Annotated in this window: 15 protein-coding genes and 1 pseudogene; 7 read left to right on the top strand and 9 right to left on the bottom strand. The window is 72.7% G+C overall.

Annotated elements, in window-relative coordinates; genetic code table 11:
- Positions 1-70: 70 nt before the first annotated feature.
- A pseudogene (locus tag QSK34_RS26155) lies at positions 71-865 on the top strand (STAS domain-containing protein); the annotation flags it as partial.
- Here QSK34_RS26155 and QSK34_RS26150 read toward each other — a convergent pair.
- Positions 837-1,742 (bottom strand): cytochrome c biogenesis CcdA family protein, encoded by a 906-nt coding sequence (locus QSK34_RS26150; protein WP_502875544.1) that lies wholly within the window; start codon positions 1,740-1,742, stop codon positions 837-839. The pseudogene QSK34_RS26155 and the gene QSK34_RS26150 overlap by 29 nt on opposite strands.
- Positions 1,743-2,252, bottom strand: a complete 510-nt coding sequence (locus QSK34_RS26145) for a TlpA family protein disulfide reductase (protein WP_285587613.1) — start codon at positions 2,250-2,252, stop codon at positions 1,743-1,745.
- Between the two features lie 117 nt (positions 2,253-2,369).
- Here QSK34_RS26145 and QSK34_RS26140 point away from each other — a divergent pair, with 117 nt between their 5' ends.
- The 3 genes from QSK34_RS26140 to QSK34_RS26130 all read left to right on the top strand — a co-directional run bounded on the left by QSK34_RS26140 (position 2,370) and on the right by QSK34_RS26130 (position 5,724).
- Positions 2,370-2,711, top strand: a complete 342-nt coding sequence (locus QSK34_RS26140; protein ID WP_285587611.1) for a YciI family protein — start codon at positions 2,370-2,372, stop codon at positions 2,709-2,711.
- A 47-nt stretch (positions 2,712-2,758) separates the two neighbouring features.
- The gene (locus QSK34_RS26135; protein ID WP_285587610.1) at positions 2,759-3,922 is read left to right on the top strand and encodes an RNA polymerase sigma factor; all 1,164 of its coding nucleotides are present in this window, start codon (positions 2,759-2,761) and stop codon (positions 3,920-3,922) included.
- Between the two features lie 116 nt (positions 3,923-4,038).
- Positions 4,039-5,724, top strand: coding sequence for a glycoside hydrolase family 6 protein (locus QSK34_RS26130; protein ID WP_285587609.1), 1,686 nt, complete (start codon positions 4,039-4,041; stop codon positions 5,722-5,724).
- Here QSK34_RS26130 and QSK34_RS26125 read toward each other — a convergent pair.
- Both QSK34_RS26125 and QSK34_RS26120 read right to left on the bottom strand, forming a co-directional pair.
- Positions 5,709-6,917 carry a cytochrome P450 gene (locus QSK34_RS26125; RefSeq protein WP_285587607.1) on the bottom strand — a complete coding sequence of 403 codons (1,209 nt, stop codon included), beginning with the start codon at positions 6,915-6,917 and terminating at the stop codon, positions 5,709-5,711. The two genes, QSK34_RS26130 and QSK34_RS26125, sit on opposite strands and share 16 nt — an antisense overlap.
- 65 nt (positions 6,918-6,982) lie before the next feature.
- Complete coding sequence (locus QSK34_RS26120) at positions 6,983-7,360, bottom strand: winged helix-turn-helix transcriptional regulator (RefSeq protein WP_161482735.1); 378 nt, start codon at positions 7,358-7,360, stop codon at positions 6,983-6,985.
- 94 nt (positions 7,361-7,454) lie between these two features.
- On the opposite strand from QSK34_RS26120, the gene QSK34_RS26115 reads away from it, so the two are divergent.
- Positions 7,455-7,820, top strand: a complete 366-nt coding sequence (locus QSK34_RS26115; protein WP_285587605.1) for a DoxX family protein — start codon at positions 7,455-7,457, stop codon at positions 7,818-7,820.
- Positions 7,821-7,825: 5 nt separating this feature from the next.
- On the opposite strand, the gene QSK34_RS26110 is transcribed toward QSK34_RS26115, so the two are convergent.
- Complete coding sequence (locus tag QSK34_RS26110; protein WP_285587603.1) at positions 7,826-9,184, bottom strand: glycosyltransferase family protein; 1,359 nt, start codon at positions 9,182-9,184, stop codon at positions 7,826-7,828.
- 63 nt (positions 9,185-9,247) lie between these two features.
- The gene (locus QSK34_RS26105; RefSeq protein WP_285587599.1) at positions 9,248-10,168 is read right to left on the bottom strand and encodes an RNA polymerase subunit sigma-70; all 921 of its coding nucleotides are present in this window, start codon (positions 10,166-10,168) and stop codon (positions 9,248-9,250) included.
- 104 nt (positions 10,169-10,272) lie between these two features.
- On the opposite strand from QSK34_RS26105, the gene QSK34_RS26100 reads away from it, so the two are divergent.
- Positions 10,273-10,899 carry a maleylpyruvate isomerase family mycothiol-dependent enzyme gene (locus tag QSK34_RS26100; RefSeq protein ID WP_285587597.1) on the top strand — a complete coding sequence of 209 codons (627 nt, stop codon included), beginning with the start codon at positions 10,273-10,275 and terminating at the stop codon, positions 10,897-10,899.
- Between the two features lie 3 nt (positions 10,900-10,902).
- Here the strand turns inward: QSK34_RS26100 and QSK34_RS26095 are convergent, their stop codons facing one another.
- Positions 10,903-11,970 carry a serine hydrolase domain-containing protein gene (locus QSK34_RS26095; RefSeq protein WP_285587595.1) on the bottom strand — a complete coding sequence of 356 codons (1,068 nt, stop codon included), beginning with the start codon at positions 11,968-11,970 and terminating at the stop codon, positions 10,903-10,905.
- A 93-nt stretch (positions 11,971-12,063) separates the two neighbouring features.
- Here QSK34_RS26095 and QSK34_RS26090 point away from each other — a divergent pair, with 93 nt between their 5' ends.
- Positions 12,064-12,531: a hypothetical protein gene (locus QSK34_RS26090; RefSeq protein ID WP_285587593.1), complete on the top strand. Its 468-nt coding sequence runs from the start codon at positions 12,064-12,066 to the stop codon at positions 12,529-12,531.
- Between the two features lie 5 nt (positions 12,532-12,536).
- Here QSK34_RS26090 and QSK34_RS26085 read toward each other — a convergent pair whose 3' ends face one another.
- Positions 12,537-13,343, bottom strand: a complete 807-nt coding sequence (locus tag QSK34_RS26085; RefSeq protein ID WP_285587591.1) for an MBL fold metallo-hydrolase — start codon at positions 13,341-13,343, stop codon at positions 12,537-12,539.
- On the bottom strand, positions 13,337-13,933 hold the full coding sequence (locus tag QSK34_RS26080; RefSeq protein ID WP_285587589.1) for a dihydrofolate reductase family protein: 597 nt from the start codon (positions 13,931-13,933) through the stop codon (positions 13,337-13,339). The genes QSK34_RS26085 and QSK34_RS26080 overlap by 7 nt, the downstream gene beginning before the upstream one ends.
- Between the last annotated feature and the right edge of the window lie 24 nt (positions 13,934-13,957).

Below are 13,957 nucleotides of genomic sequence, written 5' to 3'. Positions count from 1 at the left end.
GGCGGCTGGTGCGCGGGGTCGCCGTGCCCGCCTCCAGTACCCGCTCGCCATAGCCGCCGCCGGCCGTCTCATGTACTGCCACCAGATCCGGCAGCTGCCCGTGGTCGACCCGGCCGACGGGAGGTTCGTGGGCGTCGTGCCGCAGCCCGAGGTGATGCGGGTCTTCGACACGTTGTCCGAGGAGGTTCGGCGCGAGGTCGCCGAGGTGGTCCGGGCGGTGACCGGTCTCGACCCGTCCACGCTGCCGATCATCGTGGACCAGGGCGTGGTCGGCGTCGCCGCACGGGTGCCCGCCCGTACGCCGACGACTCCGGCCGCCGGCTTCCCGGCGGCGGCCCTCGGCGCGATCGTCGTGTTCGCCGCGACCCGCCTGATCGACGTCGGCGAGTTCCGCCGCCTGCTGAGCTTCCGCCGCAGCGAGCTGGTCCTCGCCGTGGCCACCTGCCTGAGCGTGCTGCTCCTCGACATCCTGTACGGGGTGCTGCTCGCCGTCGCCCTGTCGGTCGCCGAGATGCTGGCCCGGGTGGCCCGCCCGCACGACGCCGTCCTGGGCGTGGTCCCCGGCCTGGCCGGCATGCACGACGTCGACGACTACCCGCAGGCCCGCACCGTCCCCGGGCTGGTGATCTACCGGTACGACTCGCCGCTGTTCTTCGCCAACGCCGAGAACTTCCGCCGCCGCGCGCTGGCCTCGGTCGACGACCACGACGGGCCGGTCCGCTGGTTCGTGCTCAACGTCGAGGCCAACGTCGAGGTCGACATCACCGCCCTAGACGCCGTCGAGACGCTGCGCGCCGAACTCGCCGGACGCGGGATCGTCTTCGGCCTCGCCCGGGTCAAACAGGACCTCCGCGACTCCCTGGACGCCTACGGCCTGACCACGTCGATCGGCGAAGACCACCTGTTCCCCACACTGCCCACCGCCGTGGCGGCCTACGAGAGATGGTGCGCACGACGACCGCCAGGAAGGCCGTCAGCGTGAAGGCCACCGCGATCGGCCAGACGCCGACCGCGCCGAGCCAGGCGGTGACCTGCCCCTGGACCTCGGTGACCGCGCCGACGACCGGGTCGGCGGCCGTCCCGCCCGCGTTCACGCGCAGCTCGTACCAGCCGTAATAGGCGACGTACAGGCCCGCGAGCAGCAGGAGGACCCCGCTCGCCCGCGAGACGTGGGGCAGGATCGCGCGGGTCCTGCGGACGGCCGCCTCCCGGGCGAGGGCGACCAGCAGCGCCAGCAGCCCGACGACCAGTCCCATGCCGACGCCGTAGGCGATGAACGCCACCAGCCCGCCCACCACGTCACCCGCGCCCGACACCAGCCCCGTGACGGCCAGGAACGGCGCGACGGTGCACGACAACGAGGCGACCGCGTAGGAGGCGCCGTACCCGTACAGCGCCAGGAACGAGCCGGACGGACCGCCCACGTTGAGCCGCGGGATCCGCAACGACAACTCCCGGCCGGACGCCAGCCAGCCGCCCAGGATCAGCAGCACCCCACCGGTCACGACGGTGACCCACGGCAGCTGCCCGTGGATCGGCGCGGTCGCCACGCTGATCACGAAGCCGAAGACGCCGAAGACGGTGACGAACCCCGCCGTCATCGCGGCCGACAACCGCAGCGCCCGCACCGTCCCGCCCGGCCCGGACACCAGCAGGGCGAGGAAGGAGGGCAGCATGGCGAAGCCGCACGGGTTGAACGCCGCCACCAGCCCGGCGGCCAGCGCGAGCGCGACGCCGTCCATCTACAGGGCGTGCTCGTCGACGAGCGCGGACAACTCCGCCTCGTCCAGCGGGCCGACCGCGGAGTGGGCGCCGCCCCGGGCGTTGAGGATCAGGTAGGACGACTGCGAGGTGACCTCGAAGTTCCGGTACAGCGCGCCCGTGCGGTCGTCGAGGTGGACGATGCCCGAGGTCCCGGTGCGGGCGACGAACCTCTCCATCGCCGCCTTGTCGTCGTCGAGACCGGCCACACCCACGAAGACGACCCTGCCTCCGTACTTCTGCGCGGCCTTGGCGACCGCCGGCCCTTCGGCCTGGCATTTGGGACACCACGGCGCCCAGAACCACAACACCGCCGGCTTGCCCGCCAGGCTCCTGCCGTCGAAGGCCGTCCCGTCGAGCTCGGTCGCCGTGAAGCCGAGCAGCGCCTCGGCGGAGGCCGACGGCGCCGAGGCGACCGGATCACCGGAGGGGCCTCCGCAGGCCGTCAGGACGAGCGCCGCCGCCGTGAGTAACGAAGTGAGCGACTTCATGACCGTCACCGTAGATCGGCTCGGCGAGCGGCGACCCTTACAAGTCGATGACGTCGTCGTGGTGGGCAGGTTCCCGATCGTCTTTCCGTTGAGGCGTCGTTACGAAGGAGGCCGAAGGTGAAGTACGTCCTGATGTTCGTGGAGACCGAGGAGTTCGCCGAGGAACTGGAGGCGATGGGCGACCTGGAGCGCGAGGACGCCTACGCGGCGGTCGGCCGCTGGTTCGCCCAACACGCCGGCGAGATCACCCACCACACGTATCTGACTCCGGCGCACACCGCGACCACCATGCGGCTGCGGCGGGGCGACGAGCCCGTGGTGACCGACGGGCCGTTCGTGGAGGGGAAGGAGGTGGTGACCGGGTTCGCGGAGGTGGAGGTGGCCGATCTCGACGAGGCGTTGAAGATCGCCAGGTCGTGGCCCGCGTGCCCGATCGTGGAGATCCGTCCCGTCTCATGACCGGTCCCGGTTCCGAGCGAGTGAGTCAGGAGGTGCTGGCCCGGTTGGTGCGTGACCACGCGGGCCGGCTCGCCGCCTCGCTCGTCTCGCTGCTCGGCGACTTCTCGGCGGCCGAGGATCTCGTCCAGGACGCGGTCGAGACCGCACTGCGGCGCTGGCCGGTGGAAGGGGTGCCCGACCGCCCGGACGCGTGGTTGTTCACCGTCGCCCGCAGGCGCGGGCTCGACGTGCTGCGCCGGGAGGGCAACTACCGCGCCAAGCTCGCGCAGCTCACGTGGGTCGAGCCGGGCGCGAAGGACGATCGGCTGCGGCTGGTCTTCACCTGCTGCCATCCCGCGTTGTCTCCGGAGGCCCGGATCGCGCTGACGCTCCGGGTGGTGTGCGGGTTGAGCACCGCGCAGATCGCGGCCGCGTTCCTCGTCCCGGAGACGACCGTGGCCCAGCGGCTGACGCGCGCCAAACGGAAGATCAGCGAAGCGGGCATCCCCTACCGGATCCCCGCCGCCGACGAGCTGCCCGAACGGCTCCAAGGCGTGCTCGCGGTCATCTACCTGCTGTTCAACGAGGGCTATCTGTCCAGCGGCGGGACCCGGGCGCACGCCCGCGACCTGGTCGACGACGCCGAGTGGCTGGCGAGCCTGCTGGCCGGGCTCATGCCGGCCGAACCCGAGGTGGCGGGGCTGCTGGCGCTGATCCGGCTGCACCGCGCGAGGGGCGCCGCCCGGTTCGACGACCGGGAGCAGCTCGTCCTGCTGGCCGACCAGGATCGCGGCCGGTGGGACCACGAGGCGATCGGCGCGGCGACGGCCTCGCTGGTACGCGCCGCCCGCGCCCACCGGCGGCCGGGTCCCTACCAGCTCCAGGCGGCGATCGCGGCCTGCCATGCCGAGGCCGAGAGCTTCGAGAGCACCGACTGGCCGCAGATCGTCGTCCTGTACGACATGCTGCTGCACCTGGCGCCCTCGCCGATCACCCGTCTGCACCGGGCCGTCGCGCTCCGGTACGCCGTCGGCCCGGAGGCGGCGCTGGACGAACTGGAACACCTCCACCGGACGCTGGAGAACCATCCGCTGCTCCACGCCACCCGGGCCGACCTCCTGCGTGTGCTGGGCCGGGACGCGGAGGCCCGGGAGTGTGACGAGCGGGCGCTGGGGCTGACCGCCAACCCCGCCCAGCAGGCCCTGCTGGAAAAGCGCCTGGGCCGGCGCTGACGTCCGCGGCCGGGTGAAAGGTTCATGGCTGACCTGGGGGTTCGCCGGGCCGGGTTGCCGGGGGCGGGTCTCGTGAGGTGACGATCGGGGGTCGGTCGTCGCGTCCTGGGGGTGCCATGAAGCTCCTGCGCGTGCTTGTCGGGATCGTGCTCGTGTTCGTCGCCCTCCCCGGGGTGGCCTGGGCCGCTCCGGGATGTGTGGTGACGTACGGCGCGGATTCGTGGCCGGGTGGGTTCACCGCGGCGGTCACCATCAAGAACACCGGGGACCGGGTCGACGGCTGGACGTTGCGGTTCGACTTCACCGCCGGGCAGACGGTCACCCATGGCTGGTCGGCGCGGTGGAGCCAGTCCGGCGCCCGGGTCCAGGCGGTGAACGAGCCGTACAACCGGGTGCTCGCGCCGGGCGCGACGGTGACCATCGGCTTCAACGGCCGCTGGACCGGCGGCAACCCCTCCCCCGCCGGCTTCACCCTGAACGGCACCACCTGCGGCGGCCAGCCCTCCCCGAGCCCGTCGCCGTCGCCATCCCCGTCCCCCTCGCCGTCGCCGTCGCCTGAGCGGGTCGACAACCCCTACCTCGGGGCGCGGGGATACCTGAACCCCGAATACGTCGCGCACGTCAACGCCGCCGCCACCGCGGCGGGGGGCGAGGTCGGGACGGCGATGCGGAAGGTCGCGTTCCAGCCGACCGGCCTGTGGCTGGACTCCGTGGCGGCGATCGGGTCCATCCGGGGCGGCATGGGGCTGCGGCAGCATCTGGAACGGGCCCTCGTGCAGGCGTCGTCGCAGGGGAACACCGATCCCGTCGTGGTGACGCTCGTGCTGAACGACCTGCCGGGCAAGGACTGCTCGTCGTGGTATTCCACGACGGAGTTCCCCGTGACGGCCGAGGGGGTGGCGGCGTACCGGAACCAGTTCGTGGAGCCCATCGCGGCGATCCTGGCCGACCCCCGCTACGCCCGGCTCAGGATCGTCACCCTCGTCGAGCCCGAGACGCTGGGCAGCATGGTCTCCTGGCCCCAGGACCCTCCGTGCGTGGAAGCGCGCACGTCAGGGGTGTACGTCCAGGGACTCAGGCACGCCGTCGCGGCCCTCGGAGCGGTTCCCAACGTCTACGTCTACCTCGACGCGGCCCGGTCCTCGGTCGCCGGCTGGACCGAGGTCTCCGGGTCGTTGGTCGACGTGCTGGCGGAGGTCGTCGAGGGCACGCCCGGCGTGCACGGGTTCGTCACCAACGTCGCCAACTACGTCCCGGTGGAGGAGGTGTTCCTCCCGGACGCCGCCAAGATCCACTACGGCTCGCCGCTGTACCTGAGCCGGTGGATCGACTGGAACCCCTACATCGACGAGGACGACTACACCCGGTTCCTGCGCGCCGCCCTCATCGAGGCCGGGTTCCCCGAGGACATCGGCATGCTGATCGACACCTCGCGCAACGGCTGGGGCGGGCCCGCCAGGCCGACCGCCGTCAGCGTCTCCACCGACGTCAACACCTACGTCGACCAGTCGAGGCTGGACCGGCGCGTCAACCGCTACAACTGGTGCAACCAGCTCAACGCGGGCATCGGCGAACGTCCCGCCGCCGCCCCGAGGCCGGGGGTCGACGCCTACATCTGGGCCCGGCCGCCGGGCGAGTCGGACGGCGCGAGCGACGGCCCCAACCGCTGGTGCGATCCGACCTTCGCTCCTCCGATGGGGTCGTACCGGCCGTCGGGCGCGACACCGGGCGCGCCGGGCTACGGGGTCTTCTGGCCGTCCTACTTCGCGACCCTCGTCCAGAACGCCTATCCGCCGCTCTGACGGGCGACGGCCATCACGAAGCCGCTGCGCGGCAGGGTCGGGATGCGGCGCAGCGGGATGCGCAGGTCCTGCGGCGGCACGGAGTAACGCAGCCGCGCCAGCCGGACGGACAACTCGCGGAGCAGGCCGACGGTGACCGCCTCGCCGGGGCAGCGGTGGCCGGTGTGGGGGTCGCCGCCTCCCTGGGGGATCAGGTCGTCGCGGCCGACGCCGGCGTCGAGGAAACGCTCGGGGCGGAAGGAGTAGGGGCGCTTCCAGCGGGCCTCGTCGTGATGCTGGCCGTACACGTCCAGGAGGATCATCGTGCCCTCGGGGACGGGTTCTCCGCGCCAGGTCAGGTCCTGGACGGCCCGGCCGCCCACGTAGGGCGCGAACGGGTAGAAGCGCCGCACCTCCTGCGCGAACGCCTCGGCGAAGGCCGGGTCGCCGTCGCGGAGCCGGGGCCGGTGCTCCGGCCACCGGTGCAGCGCGTGGGCGGCGAAGGTGACGTACCAGGCGACCGCGACGGTCGGGCGGATGACGTTGAGCATCTCGACCGCGGCGAGCCTGGGGTTCAGGGGCTCGCCGTCGGCGTCGCGGTGGCGGGTGACGTGCCGGGCCAGCAGCCCGGCCGACGCGCCGTCGTCGTGGGCGAGGAGGTCGGCCAGCCACGCCTCCCGGCGCAGCCGCGCCCGGCGGCCCCGCCAGTGACGGGCGCCGACGGAGCCGAACCCGTCGACCAGGGCCACCATGTCGGCCGCGAGGGCGTCGAGGTCGTCCACGGGCACTCCGGCCCAGCGGCACACGCCTGCGGTGATGGCGCGGCTCGCCTCGTCGAACAGCACGACCCTCGGCCGGGACGGCCAGCCGGCGGCCCGTTCGTCCCAGCTCTCGCCCACCTCACGCACCAGGTCGGCGACGTGGCCGGGATCGGCCAGCAGCGCCAGGAACATCGCCTTGCGGGCGCGGTGGGCGGGACCGTCGAGGCCGTGCACGGTGCCCTTGCCGGTCAGCGTGGCCCGGATCGGCTCCGGGAGGGCGCCGGCCCGCGTGACGTGGCGTTCGTCGTAGAAGAACCGGGCGGCCTCCGGGCCGCGCAGGGCGACGGCGGGCCGCCCCATCACCCGGGTACGGGCCGGCGCGCCGTCCGCGCGGCGGAGCAGGCCCGGCAGCCAGGCGTAGCCCCCGGCCAGCATGTCGAGCGTGTGGTCCACGAGGGGAAAGCGTCGAATCGGCATCCGTCACGCCTGCCCGCCGGCCCGTCGCCGAAACGAGCCGGTCAGCGGGGCCGGGTGTCGTACGCCGTCTGGCTGCGTTCGATGTCGGGGTTGTGCTCCACCGCCCACTCGGCGAGGGTGATCGCCGGGACGATGAGGGTCTGGCCCATCGGCGTGAGCTCATACTCCACGCGGGGCGGCACCTCGGCGTGGGCCGTGCGGGAGATGAGCCCGTCGCGTTCCAGGTGGCGCAGGCTCAGCGACAACATGCGCTGCGAGATGCCGGGGATGTGCTGCTGGAGTTCGGTGAAGCGCATCCGGCTCCCGTGGAGGGTCGCGATGATCAGCAGGGTCCACTTGTTGCCGATGCGGTCGAGGATGGCGCGGACCGTCCTGCCGGAGTCTCCCCTGATCAGACAGGTCTTCTCGTTCTGTGACACGGCCACTCCCGTCACCCACGCACACTGATGTTCCTTTTGTACGGCATTCGACGGTCCCCCATCATGGGCGGGCGCAACCATTGGGAGGAACGCCATGACCGTCGCCTATTGGATCATCGCCGGACTGCTGGGCCTGTTCTACCTCTACGCCGGCGGCAAGAAGGTCGTCCAGAGCAAGGAGCGGCTCCGGCCCATGATGGGCTGGGTCGACACCGTCCCGATGCCGATGGTCCGGCTGATCGGCGTCCTGGAGGTGCTGGGGGCGGCCGGGCTGGTGCTCCCGCCGCTCACCGGGATCCTGCCCGGCCTGGCGCTGGCCGCCGCCGTCGGGTTCGCGGTGCTCCAGGTGCTGGCCACGGGGCTGCACCTGTCACGGGGCGAGGTCAGGGAGACCGGGCTGAACGTCACCCTGATCGTGCTGGCGGCGGCCGGGATCTGGCTCGCGACGATCTGGTGGTGACCGGCTCAGCCGAGCCGGGCCCGCCACGGGCCGGGCAGGTCCAGCCGTCGCCAGTCGTCGGTGTAGGCCGAAGGCTCGACGCCCCGGTGGGTCACGATGACGTCGTGGCGGCGGTCCCGGAATCCCCGGACGCGCGCGGGCATGGTGTCGTCGAACCGCTGGGCGATGGCCTGGGACTCGCAGCCCAGCAGGTAGCCGAGCTGGGCGCCGCCCTGACCGTAGATCACGCACGGCCCGTCGATCCGGGCCCTGAGCTCCTCGGCGGCGGCGTTCATGACGTCGCGGTCGGCGCGGGTGCCCGACGACATGGCGACGGCCACGGCGCCCTGGAGGATCAGGTGGGCCGCCACCCCGACCAGGGCCGGTCTGAGCGAGCGCAGGGCGGCGGTCGCGACGGGGAGGGCGAGCAGGGCGTACACCGGATGCAGGAAGCGCGGGGCGGCGTAGTCGACGTAGAAGAAGTACGGCAGCGCCATCGCCACGGCCGTCGCCGTCGCCAGCGCGAGCGGGCGGAACCACGGGGTGCGCCGGACCGCCCACAGGCCCGCGCCCGCCGCCAGCGGGATCGCGATCCACCAGATCAGCAGGGCGGGCGGCACGCCGCCGCACTCGACCCCGAAGCGGCACAACACCGGGCCGTCGAGGGCGCGGGCGTGCTCGCCCAGGGTGCTGGTCAGCCCGGTGTCGTTGTGCTCCCCGGCCGCCCCGAGACGTTCGGCGACCCCGCCGAACCGGGTGACGGCCTCGACGGCCCACTGGCCCCAGCCGATCGCCAGCCCTGCCCCCAGCGCCGCCAGGTCGCGGAAGTCCCGCTGCCACAGGGCGTAGGCGGCCAGCGGCACCGCCAGCACCAGCGCGTCGGTCGGCCGCATGAGCGAGACGAGCACCATGGAGGCGCCCAGGCCCAGCGGGTTGCCGATCAGCAGGAAGCCGGTGGCGGCGACCGCGCCCAGCGCGACGTAGAGGTTGGGCATCGCCTGGTTGCCGTAGAAGACCGACAACCAGCATCCGGCCAGCAGCAGGGCGGCCAGCGGCACGACCCGGTGGTTCCTGACCCGCAACCAGACGGCGAACGCGCCGAAGAGGGCGGCGGAGGAGACCACGGACAGCCAGAGCCGCAGGACGACCACCTCGTCGGTGATCGCCACGATGGGCGCGACGAGGAGCGGCACCCCCTGGGCGCGCGGGGCGGAGTAGACGGCGGGCGGGGCGTGGGCGGCGTACTGGGAGGCGTAGACGGCCTCGTCCCAGCCGATGCCCATGCCGAGGGTGGGGATGAGGAGCTGCGCGGTGAAGTAGAGCAGCGCGACCCCCGCGAGCAGGACCGTGGGTGTGGTGGTGAGCTCTCGCCTGACGATGACCATGGCCGCTCCCCTGACCTTCAGCCAGGCGGGCACACCTGACCGGCGGGTCAGCCTTCCCTGCGCTCAGGCCGGGAAGAGGGGGGCCAGCCGCTCGGCGCCGAGGAAGGTGACGATGTCGGTGATCGCGCCGTCGGCCACGTCGAGCACGACCAGGGCGAACGGACGGTGGGCGCCGTCGGCGTCCGGGCGGGTCTGCCAGAAGGCCGGTGACCCGTTCGCCGCGACCGGCCGCAACCGTGCCCCCGCGCACGCCGCCGCGGGGTCGGACATGGCCAGGCGGATCTGGTCGCGACCGCGCAGCCACCAGGCGAACGGCGGCATCGACATCGTGACGTCCTCGTGCAGGAGCGACACCAGGGTGTCGACGTCGTGGCGTTCGAACGCCGCGCAGTAGCGGTCGAGCAGGTCGCGCCGGGCCGCGTCGTCGGGCCGCCGGTCCGCATCGAGGGTGGGCGCGGCGGCCCGCATCGTCGCCCTGGCCCGCTGCAGGGCGCTGTTCACCGAGGCCACGGTGGTGTCGAGCAGGTCGGCGGTCTCCCTGGCCGTCCAGCACAGGACGTCGCAGAGGATCAGCGCCGCCCGCTGGCGGGGCGGCAGGTGCTGGAGGGCGGCGACGAACGCCAGCCGGATCGTCTCGCGCCGCACGGCCACGTCCTCGGGAAGGGCGCGGGCGTCGGAGATCGGGTGGATCCACCGTTCGTCCGCGATCGGGGGTCCCAGCGGGGCGCCGGCCTGCGACGCCGGGCCGAGGTCGACGGCGAGGGCCCGGCGCTGGGCGCTGCGCAGCATGTCGAGGCAGACGTTGGTGGCGATGCGGTAGAGCCACACGCGCAGGGTGCCGCGCCGTTCGTCGTAACGGTCGTAGGCCCGCCAGGCCCGGATCAGCGTCTCCTGCGCCGCGTCCTCGGCCTCGAAGCCGGAACCGAGCATCCGGTAGCAGTAGCCGGTGAGCTCGGTCCGGTGCCGTTCCAGACGATCCACCATGCGTCCCACCATGCGTCCCACCATGCGTCGACCTTACGGCCGGCCGATGAGTTCTCGCCCTCCGGTCCGTATGTGGTGGCAGACCCCTACCTGATGGAGGCGACGTGACGTTCGAAGAAGTGATCGCGGAGCGCGGCGAGCTGGCCGACCTGCTCGCCGGGCTCACCCCCGGCCAGTGGGACGCCCCGACGTTGTGCGAGGGCTGGCGGGTCCGGGAGGTCGTGGCCCACACGACGATGCCGTTCCGGCGGTCGGCCGGGCGGGTGCTCGTGGAACTCGTGAAGGCCGGGGGGAACTTCAACCGGGCGGCCGACCGGCTCGCCCGCCGCGACGCGGCCCGGATGAGCGGGGCGGAGCTGCTGGCCGTGCTGCGCGCCAACCTCGACCATCCGTGGCGGCCGCCGGGCGGCGGAGTGGCCGGCGCGTTGTCGCACGACGTCATCCACGGCCTGGACATCACGGTCGCCCTCGGGCTGGACAGGGTCGTGCCGCCGGACCGGATCGCGACGGTCTTCGCCGCGATGTCGCCCAGGAGCATCGCCTTCTTCGGCACGGACCTCACCGGCGTCGAGCTGCGGGCCACCGACCTCGACTGGTCCCTCGGCGCCGGATCGCCGGTCACCGGCCGCGCCCAGGACCTGCTGCTCGTGGTCTGCGGACGGCGGCTGCCGCCCGGTCACCTCGAAGGCGACGCCGCCGGCCGGTTCACCGCGGAAAGGCGCGTCGGGTGAGCGTCACAGGGCGCGGACGAGACCCGGCGTGAGCGTGCCGTTGAGCTCCTCCAGGTCCCACTGCCCCTCCTGGTACGCGTGGTTGGTGATCCAGAACACCATCACGCCCTTGTCGGGAAACCGGGCGAACTGACCGTACGACCAGTCGTTGCCGCCGTCGTGTTCGACCACCCGGCCGAACTCGGTGCGCGGGAACACGCCCCAGCCGTAGCCGTAGTGCAGCTTCGCCTTCCGGTCGACGACCACCCGTGGGGCGAACATCTCCGCCTTGGCCCGGCGGGACAAAATGCGGTTCCCCTCCAGCGCCCGGTGCCAGCGGTACATGTCCCGGGCGGTGGAGAGCATGCCGCCGTTGCCCCTCAGGTACCAGTGGGGGCCGTCCGCCGCCCAGGGATGCTCGGTGGGCCGCCCCCGCCTCGTGCCCCGCCGGTCGTACTCGATCGCGATCTGGTCCGCCTTCCAGCGGGGCAGCACGTATCCGGTGCTCGTCATGCCGGCGGGCGCGAACAGGTGCTCGGCCAGGAAACGTTCGTACGACATGCCCGACACGCGCTCGATTATGGCGGCCAGCAGGCTGTAGCCCACGTTGGAGTAGTGGAACTCGGCTCCCGGCGCCGACCGCAGCGGCGACGCCAGCGCGCGCCGTGTCATGGTGTCGCGGGAGACGGGGTCGTAGTCGTCGCCGACGTCGCCCAGCCCGGAGGTGTGCGTCAGCAGGTGGCGCACGGTGATCCGGCGTTTGTCGGCCGGCACCGCACCGAGGTGGACGGCGATCCGGTCGGTGGTGCGCAGCCTGCCCGTCATCTGCAGCTTCATGATCCCGGCCGCGGTGAACTGCTTGGTGATCGACATGACGTCGTAGGCCGTGTCGCAGCCGGCCGGCGTCCGGTTCTCCCGATCGGCCAGGCCGAATCCGGCGCAGTGGACGAACTCGCCGTGGCGGGCCACCGCCACGGTGCCCCCGGGGCCGGGGGGAAGCGTGCGATCGAGGAACGCCTCGATCCGCGGATGGACCTGAGCGGTGGACAACAGGACGCCGGCCAGAGCGGCGTGGAACCAGGTGGAGATCATGGGATCGACGCTGGCCGCTCCCCCGGCCCGTGGGCAACGAATGTGCCGTTCCGGCTTGTGCGGGTCTGTGCGGCTCCGTTGTACTGCCAGGTTATGACCATCAGCCCCCCCGACCCGGCCGCCGCACGCACCGAGGTCGAATTCGTGGACCTGCTGCGACGGCTCAAGGCGTGGTCCGGACGCAGTTACCGCGACATCCAGCGCCACGCGCAGCGGGCCGGCCGCCATCTGCCGTACTCGACCGCGGCCGGGATGCTCAAACGCGAGACGCTGCCCCGGCCCGAGACGGTCACGGCGTTCGTCCTCGGTTGCGGTCTCGACGAACAGACGGCCGCGGCGTGGAACACGGCCCGCACACGACTGGACATGGGCCTGCCACCCCAGCCGGAACCGAGGCCGGCGCCGGTGCCCGTGCCGATGCCGGTGCCGGGACACGCTCCGCGCCGCCGCCGGTGGGTGGCGGCGGTGGCCGCGGTGGCGGCCGTCGTGGTGTTCGCGGCCAACGTCCACCAGACCGAGGACGAGGTCGCCCTGCGGGACGTGCCGGCGCTCAACCGGTGAATCGCTCAGCGCGACAGGTACCGGAGTTGTCCCTCGTGTACGTCGCTCACCCACTCCCACCCCGGCTTGGCCGATGGGCCGATCCGGGGGTCGTCGGGGACGTGCCCGTTCCGCAGGCCGTGCACGTACGCCCGGTCCAGGTCGATCCGGGCCCGCGCCTGGCCGGGTCCGCCGACGGAACCGTGACCCGGGATGACGACGTCGGCGTCGCCCGCCGCGCTTTCGAGCAGCCGCAACGCGGCGAGATAGTCGTCGACCGGGTCGGCGGTGTCGTGTTCGAGCATCGGGACCAGGACGTCGGAGAGCATGTCCCCGGCGATCAGGACGCCGCGTTCCCCGATCAGCAGCGCCGCGTGGCCGGGGGCGTGTGCCCGATGCTCGATGACGCGGATCTCGGGGCCGTCCCAGGGGACGCGCGCGGCGCCGGCGGGCAGGCCGGTGACGAGGCCGAGGAGGTCGAGCGGCACCTGCCCGGCGATCTCGGTCTCAAGCAGGTGGTCGGCGATGCGGGCCTTGGCGTCGGGGTCGGACAGCTCCTCGCGGGCGGCGGCGGCGCAGGCCGCCGTGCCGTGCCGGGGCACGTCGCCGAACCCGGCGTGCCAGAGCAGATGGTCCCAGTGGGGATGCGTCGAGAATCCCGCCACGACCGTGTGCCCCAGCTCCGACAGGTCGCTCACCAGGCAGTCGAGCTCGGCGGCCGTCACCCCGGGGTCGACGAGCAGCACCCCGGCCCGGCCCTCCACCACGACCGCGTTGGTCTGCACGAACACGCTCTCGTGGACCAGCACACCTTCGGCGACCTGCCTCAGCACGGGCCCGCCTCCTTCCCGTCCACGATGGCGTAGTGGTGCATGGTGACGCCCTGCTCGAACGACCGCCGTTCGAGCAGGGCGAGGTCGATCGGGTGGTCGTAGTCGTCGAACAGGGGCCTGCCGAAGCCGAGGATCGTGGGATGGGTGAAGAGCACCAGCTCGTCGAGGAGCCCGGCCCGGAGGAGCTGGGTCGCCAGCGCCGCCCCGCCCACGCCGATGCCGCCGTCGGTCTCGGCCCGCAGGGCGGCGAGCCGCTCGATCGCGTCGTCGCCGCCGAAGATCCGGGTGTTGTGTCCTGCGCTGTTCCTGGTGCGGGAGACCAGCACCTTGGGCTTGGCCGTCCAGATCTCGCCGTATTCCCGCATGTAATCGGGCAGTGACGGGTCCTGCGGCGCCTGCGGCCAGTACTCCTCCATGACCTCGTAGTAGACGCGGCCGTGGACCAGGAGCGCGAGCTCCCGCGTCAGCGTGTTGCACGCGCGGTGCAGTTCCTCGTGGAGGCGCAGCCACTCGCCGGCGCCGTCGTCCCCCGGGACCTGCTCGATCCGCAGGTCGAGGGACACCTGCATCGCGTAGACGAAGCGGCCCATCAGCTCCCCTTCCCAAGTGATTGC

Origin of the sequence: Herbidospora sp. NBRC 101105, from assembly GCF_030269205.1 — a bacterium.
Taxonomy (GTDB): Bacteria; Actinomycetota; Actinomycetes; order Streptosporangiales; family Streptosporangiaceae; genus Herbidospora; species Herbidospora solisilvae.
Note: the sequence above shows the minus strand (reverse complement) of the source record. Positions and strands in the feature narration are given on the sequence as shown.

Coding starts and splice junctions, on each gene's coding strand:
- QSK34_RS26150 (WP_502875544.1), bottom strand. CDS start 1,742: ATGGACGGCGTCGCGCTCGCGCTGGCCGCCGGGCTGGTGGCGGCGTTC.
- QSK34_RS26145 (WP_285587613.1), bottom strand. CDS start 2,252: ATGAAGTCGCTCACTTCGTTACTCACGGCGGCGGCGCTCGTCCTGACG.
- QSK34_RS26130 (WP_285587609.1), top strand. CDS start 4,039: ATGAAGCTCCTGCGCGTGCTTGTCGGGATCGTGCTCGTGTTCGTCGCC.
- QSK34_RS26115 (WP_285587605.1), top strand. CDS start 7,455: ATGACCGTCGCCTATTGGATCATCGCCGGACTGCTGGGCCTGTTCTAC.
- QSK34_RS26110 (WP_285587603.1), bottom strand. CDS start 9,184: ATGGTCATCGTCAGGCGAGAGCTCACCACCACACCCACGGTCCTGCTC.
- QSK34_RS26105 (WP_285587599.1), bottom strand. CDS start 10,168: ATGGTGGATCGTCTGGAACGGCACCGGACCGAGCTCACCGGCTACTGC.
- QSK34_RS26095 (WP_285587595.1), bottom strand. CDS start 11,970: ATGATCTCCACCTGGTTCCACGCCGCTCTGGCCGGCGTCCTGTTGTCC.
- QSK34_RS26090 (WP_285587593.1), top strand. CDS start 12,064: ATGACCATCAGCCCCCCCGACCCGGCCGCCGCACGCACCGAGGTCGAA.
- QSK34_RS26080 (WP_285587589.1), bottom strand. CDS start 13,933: ATGGGCCGCTTCGTCTACGCGATGCAGGTGTCCCTCGACCTGCGGATC.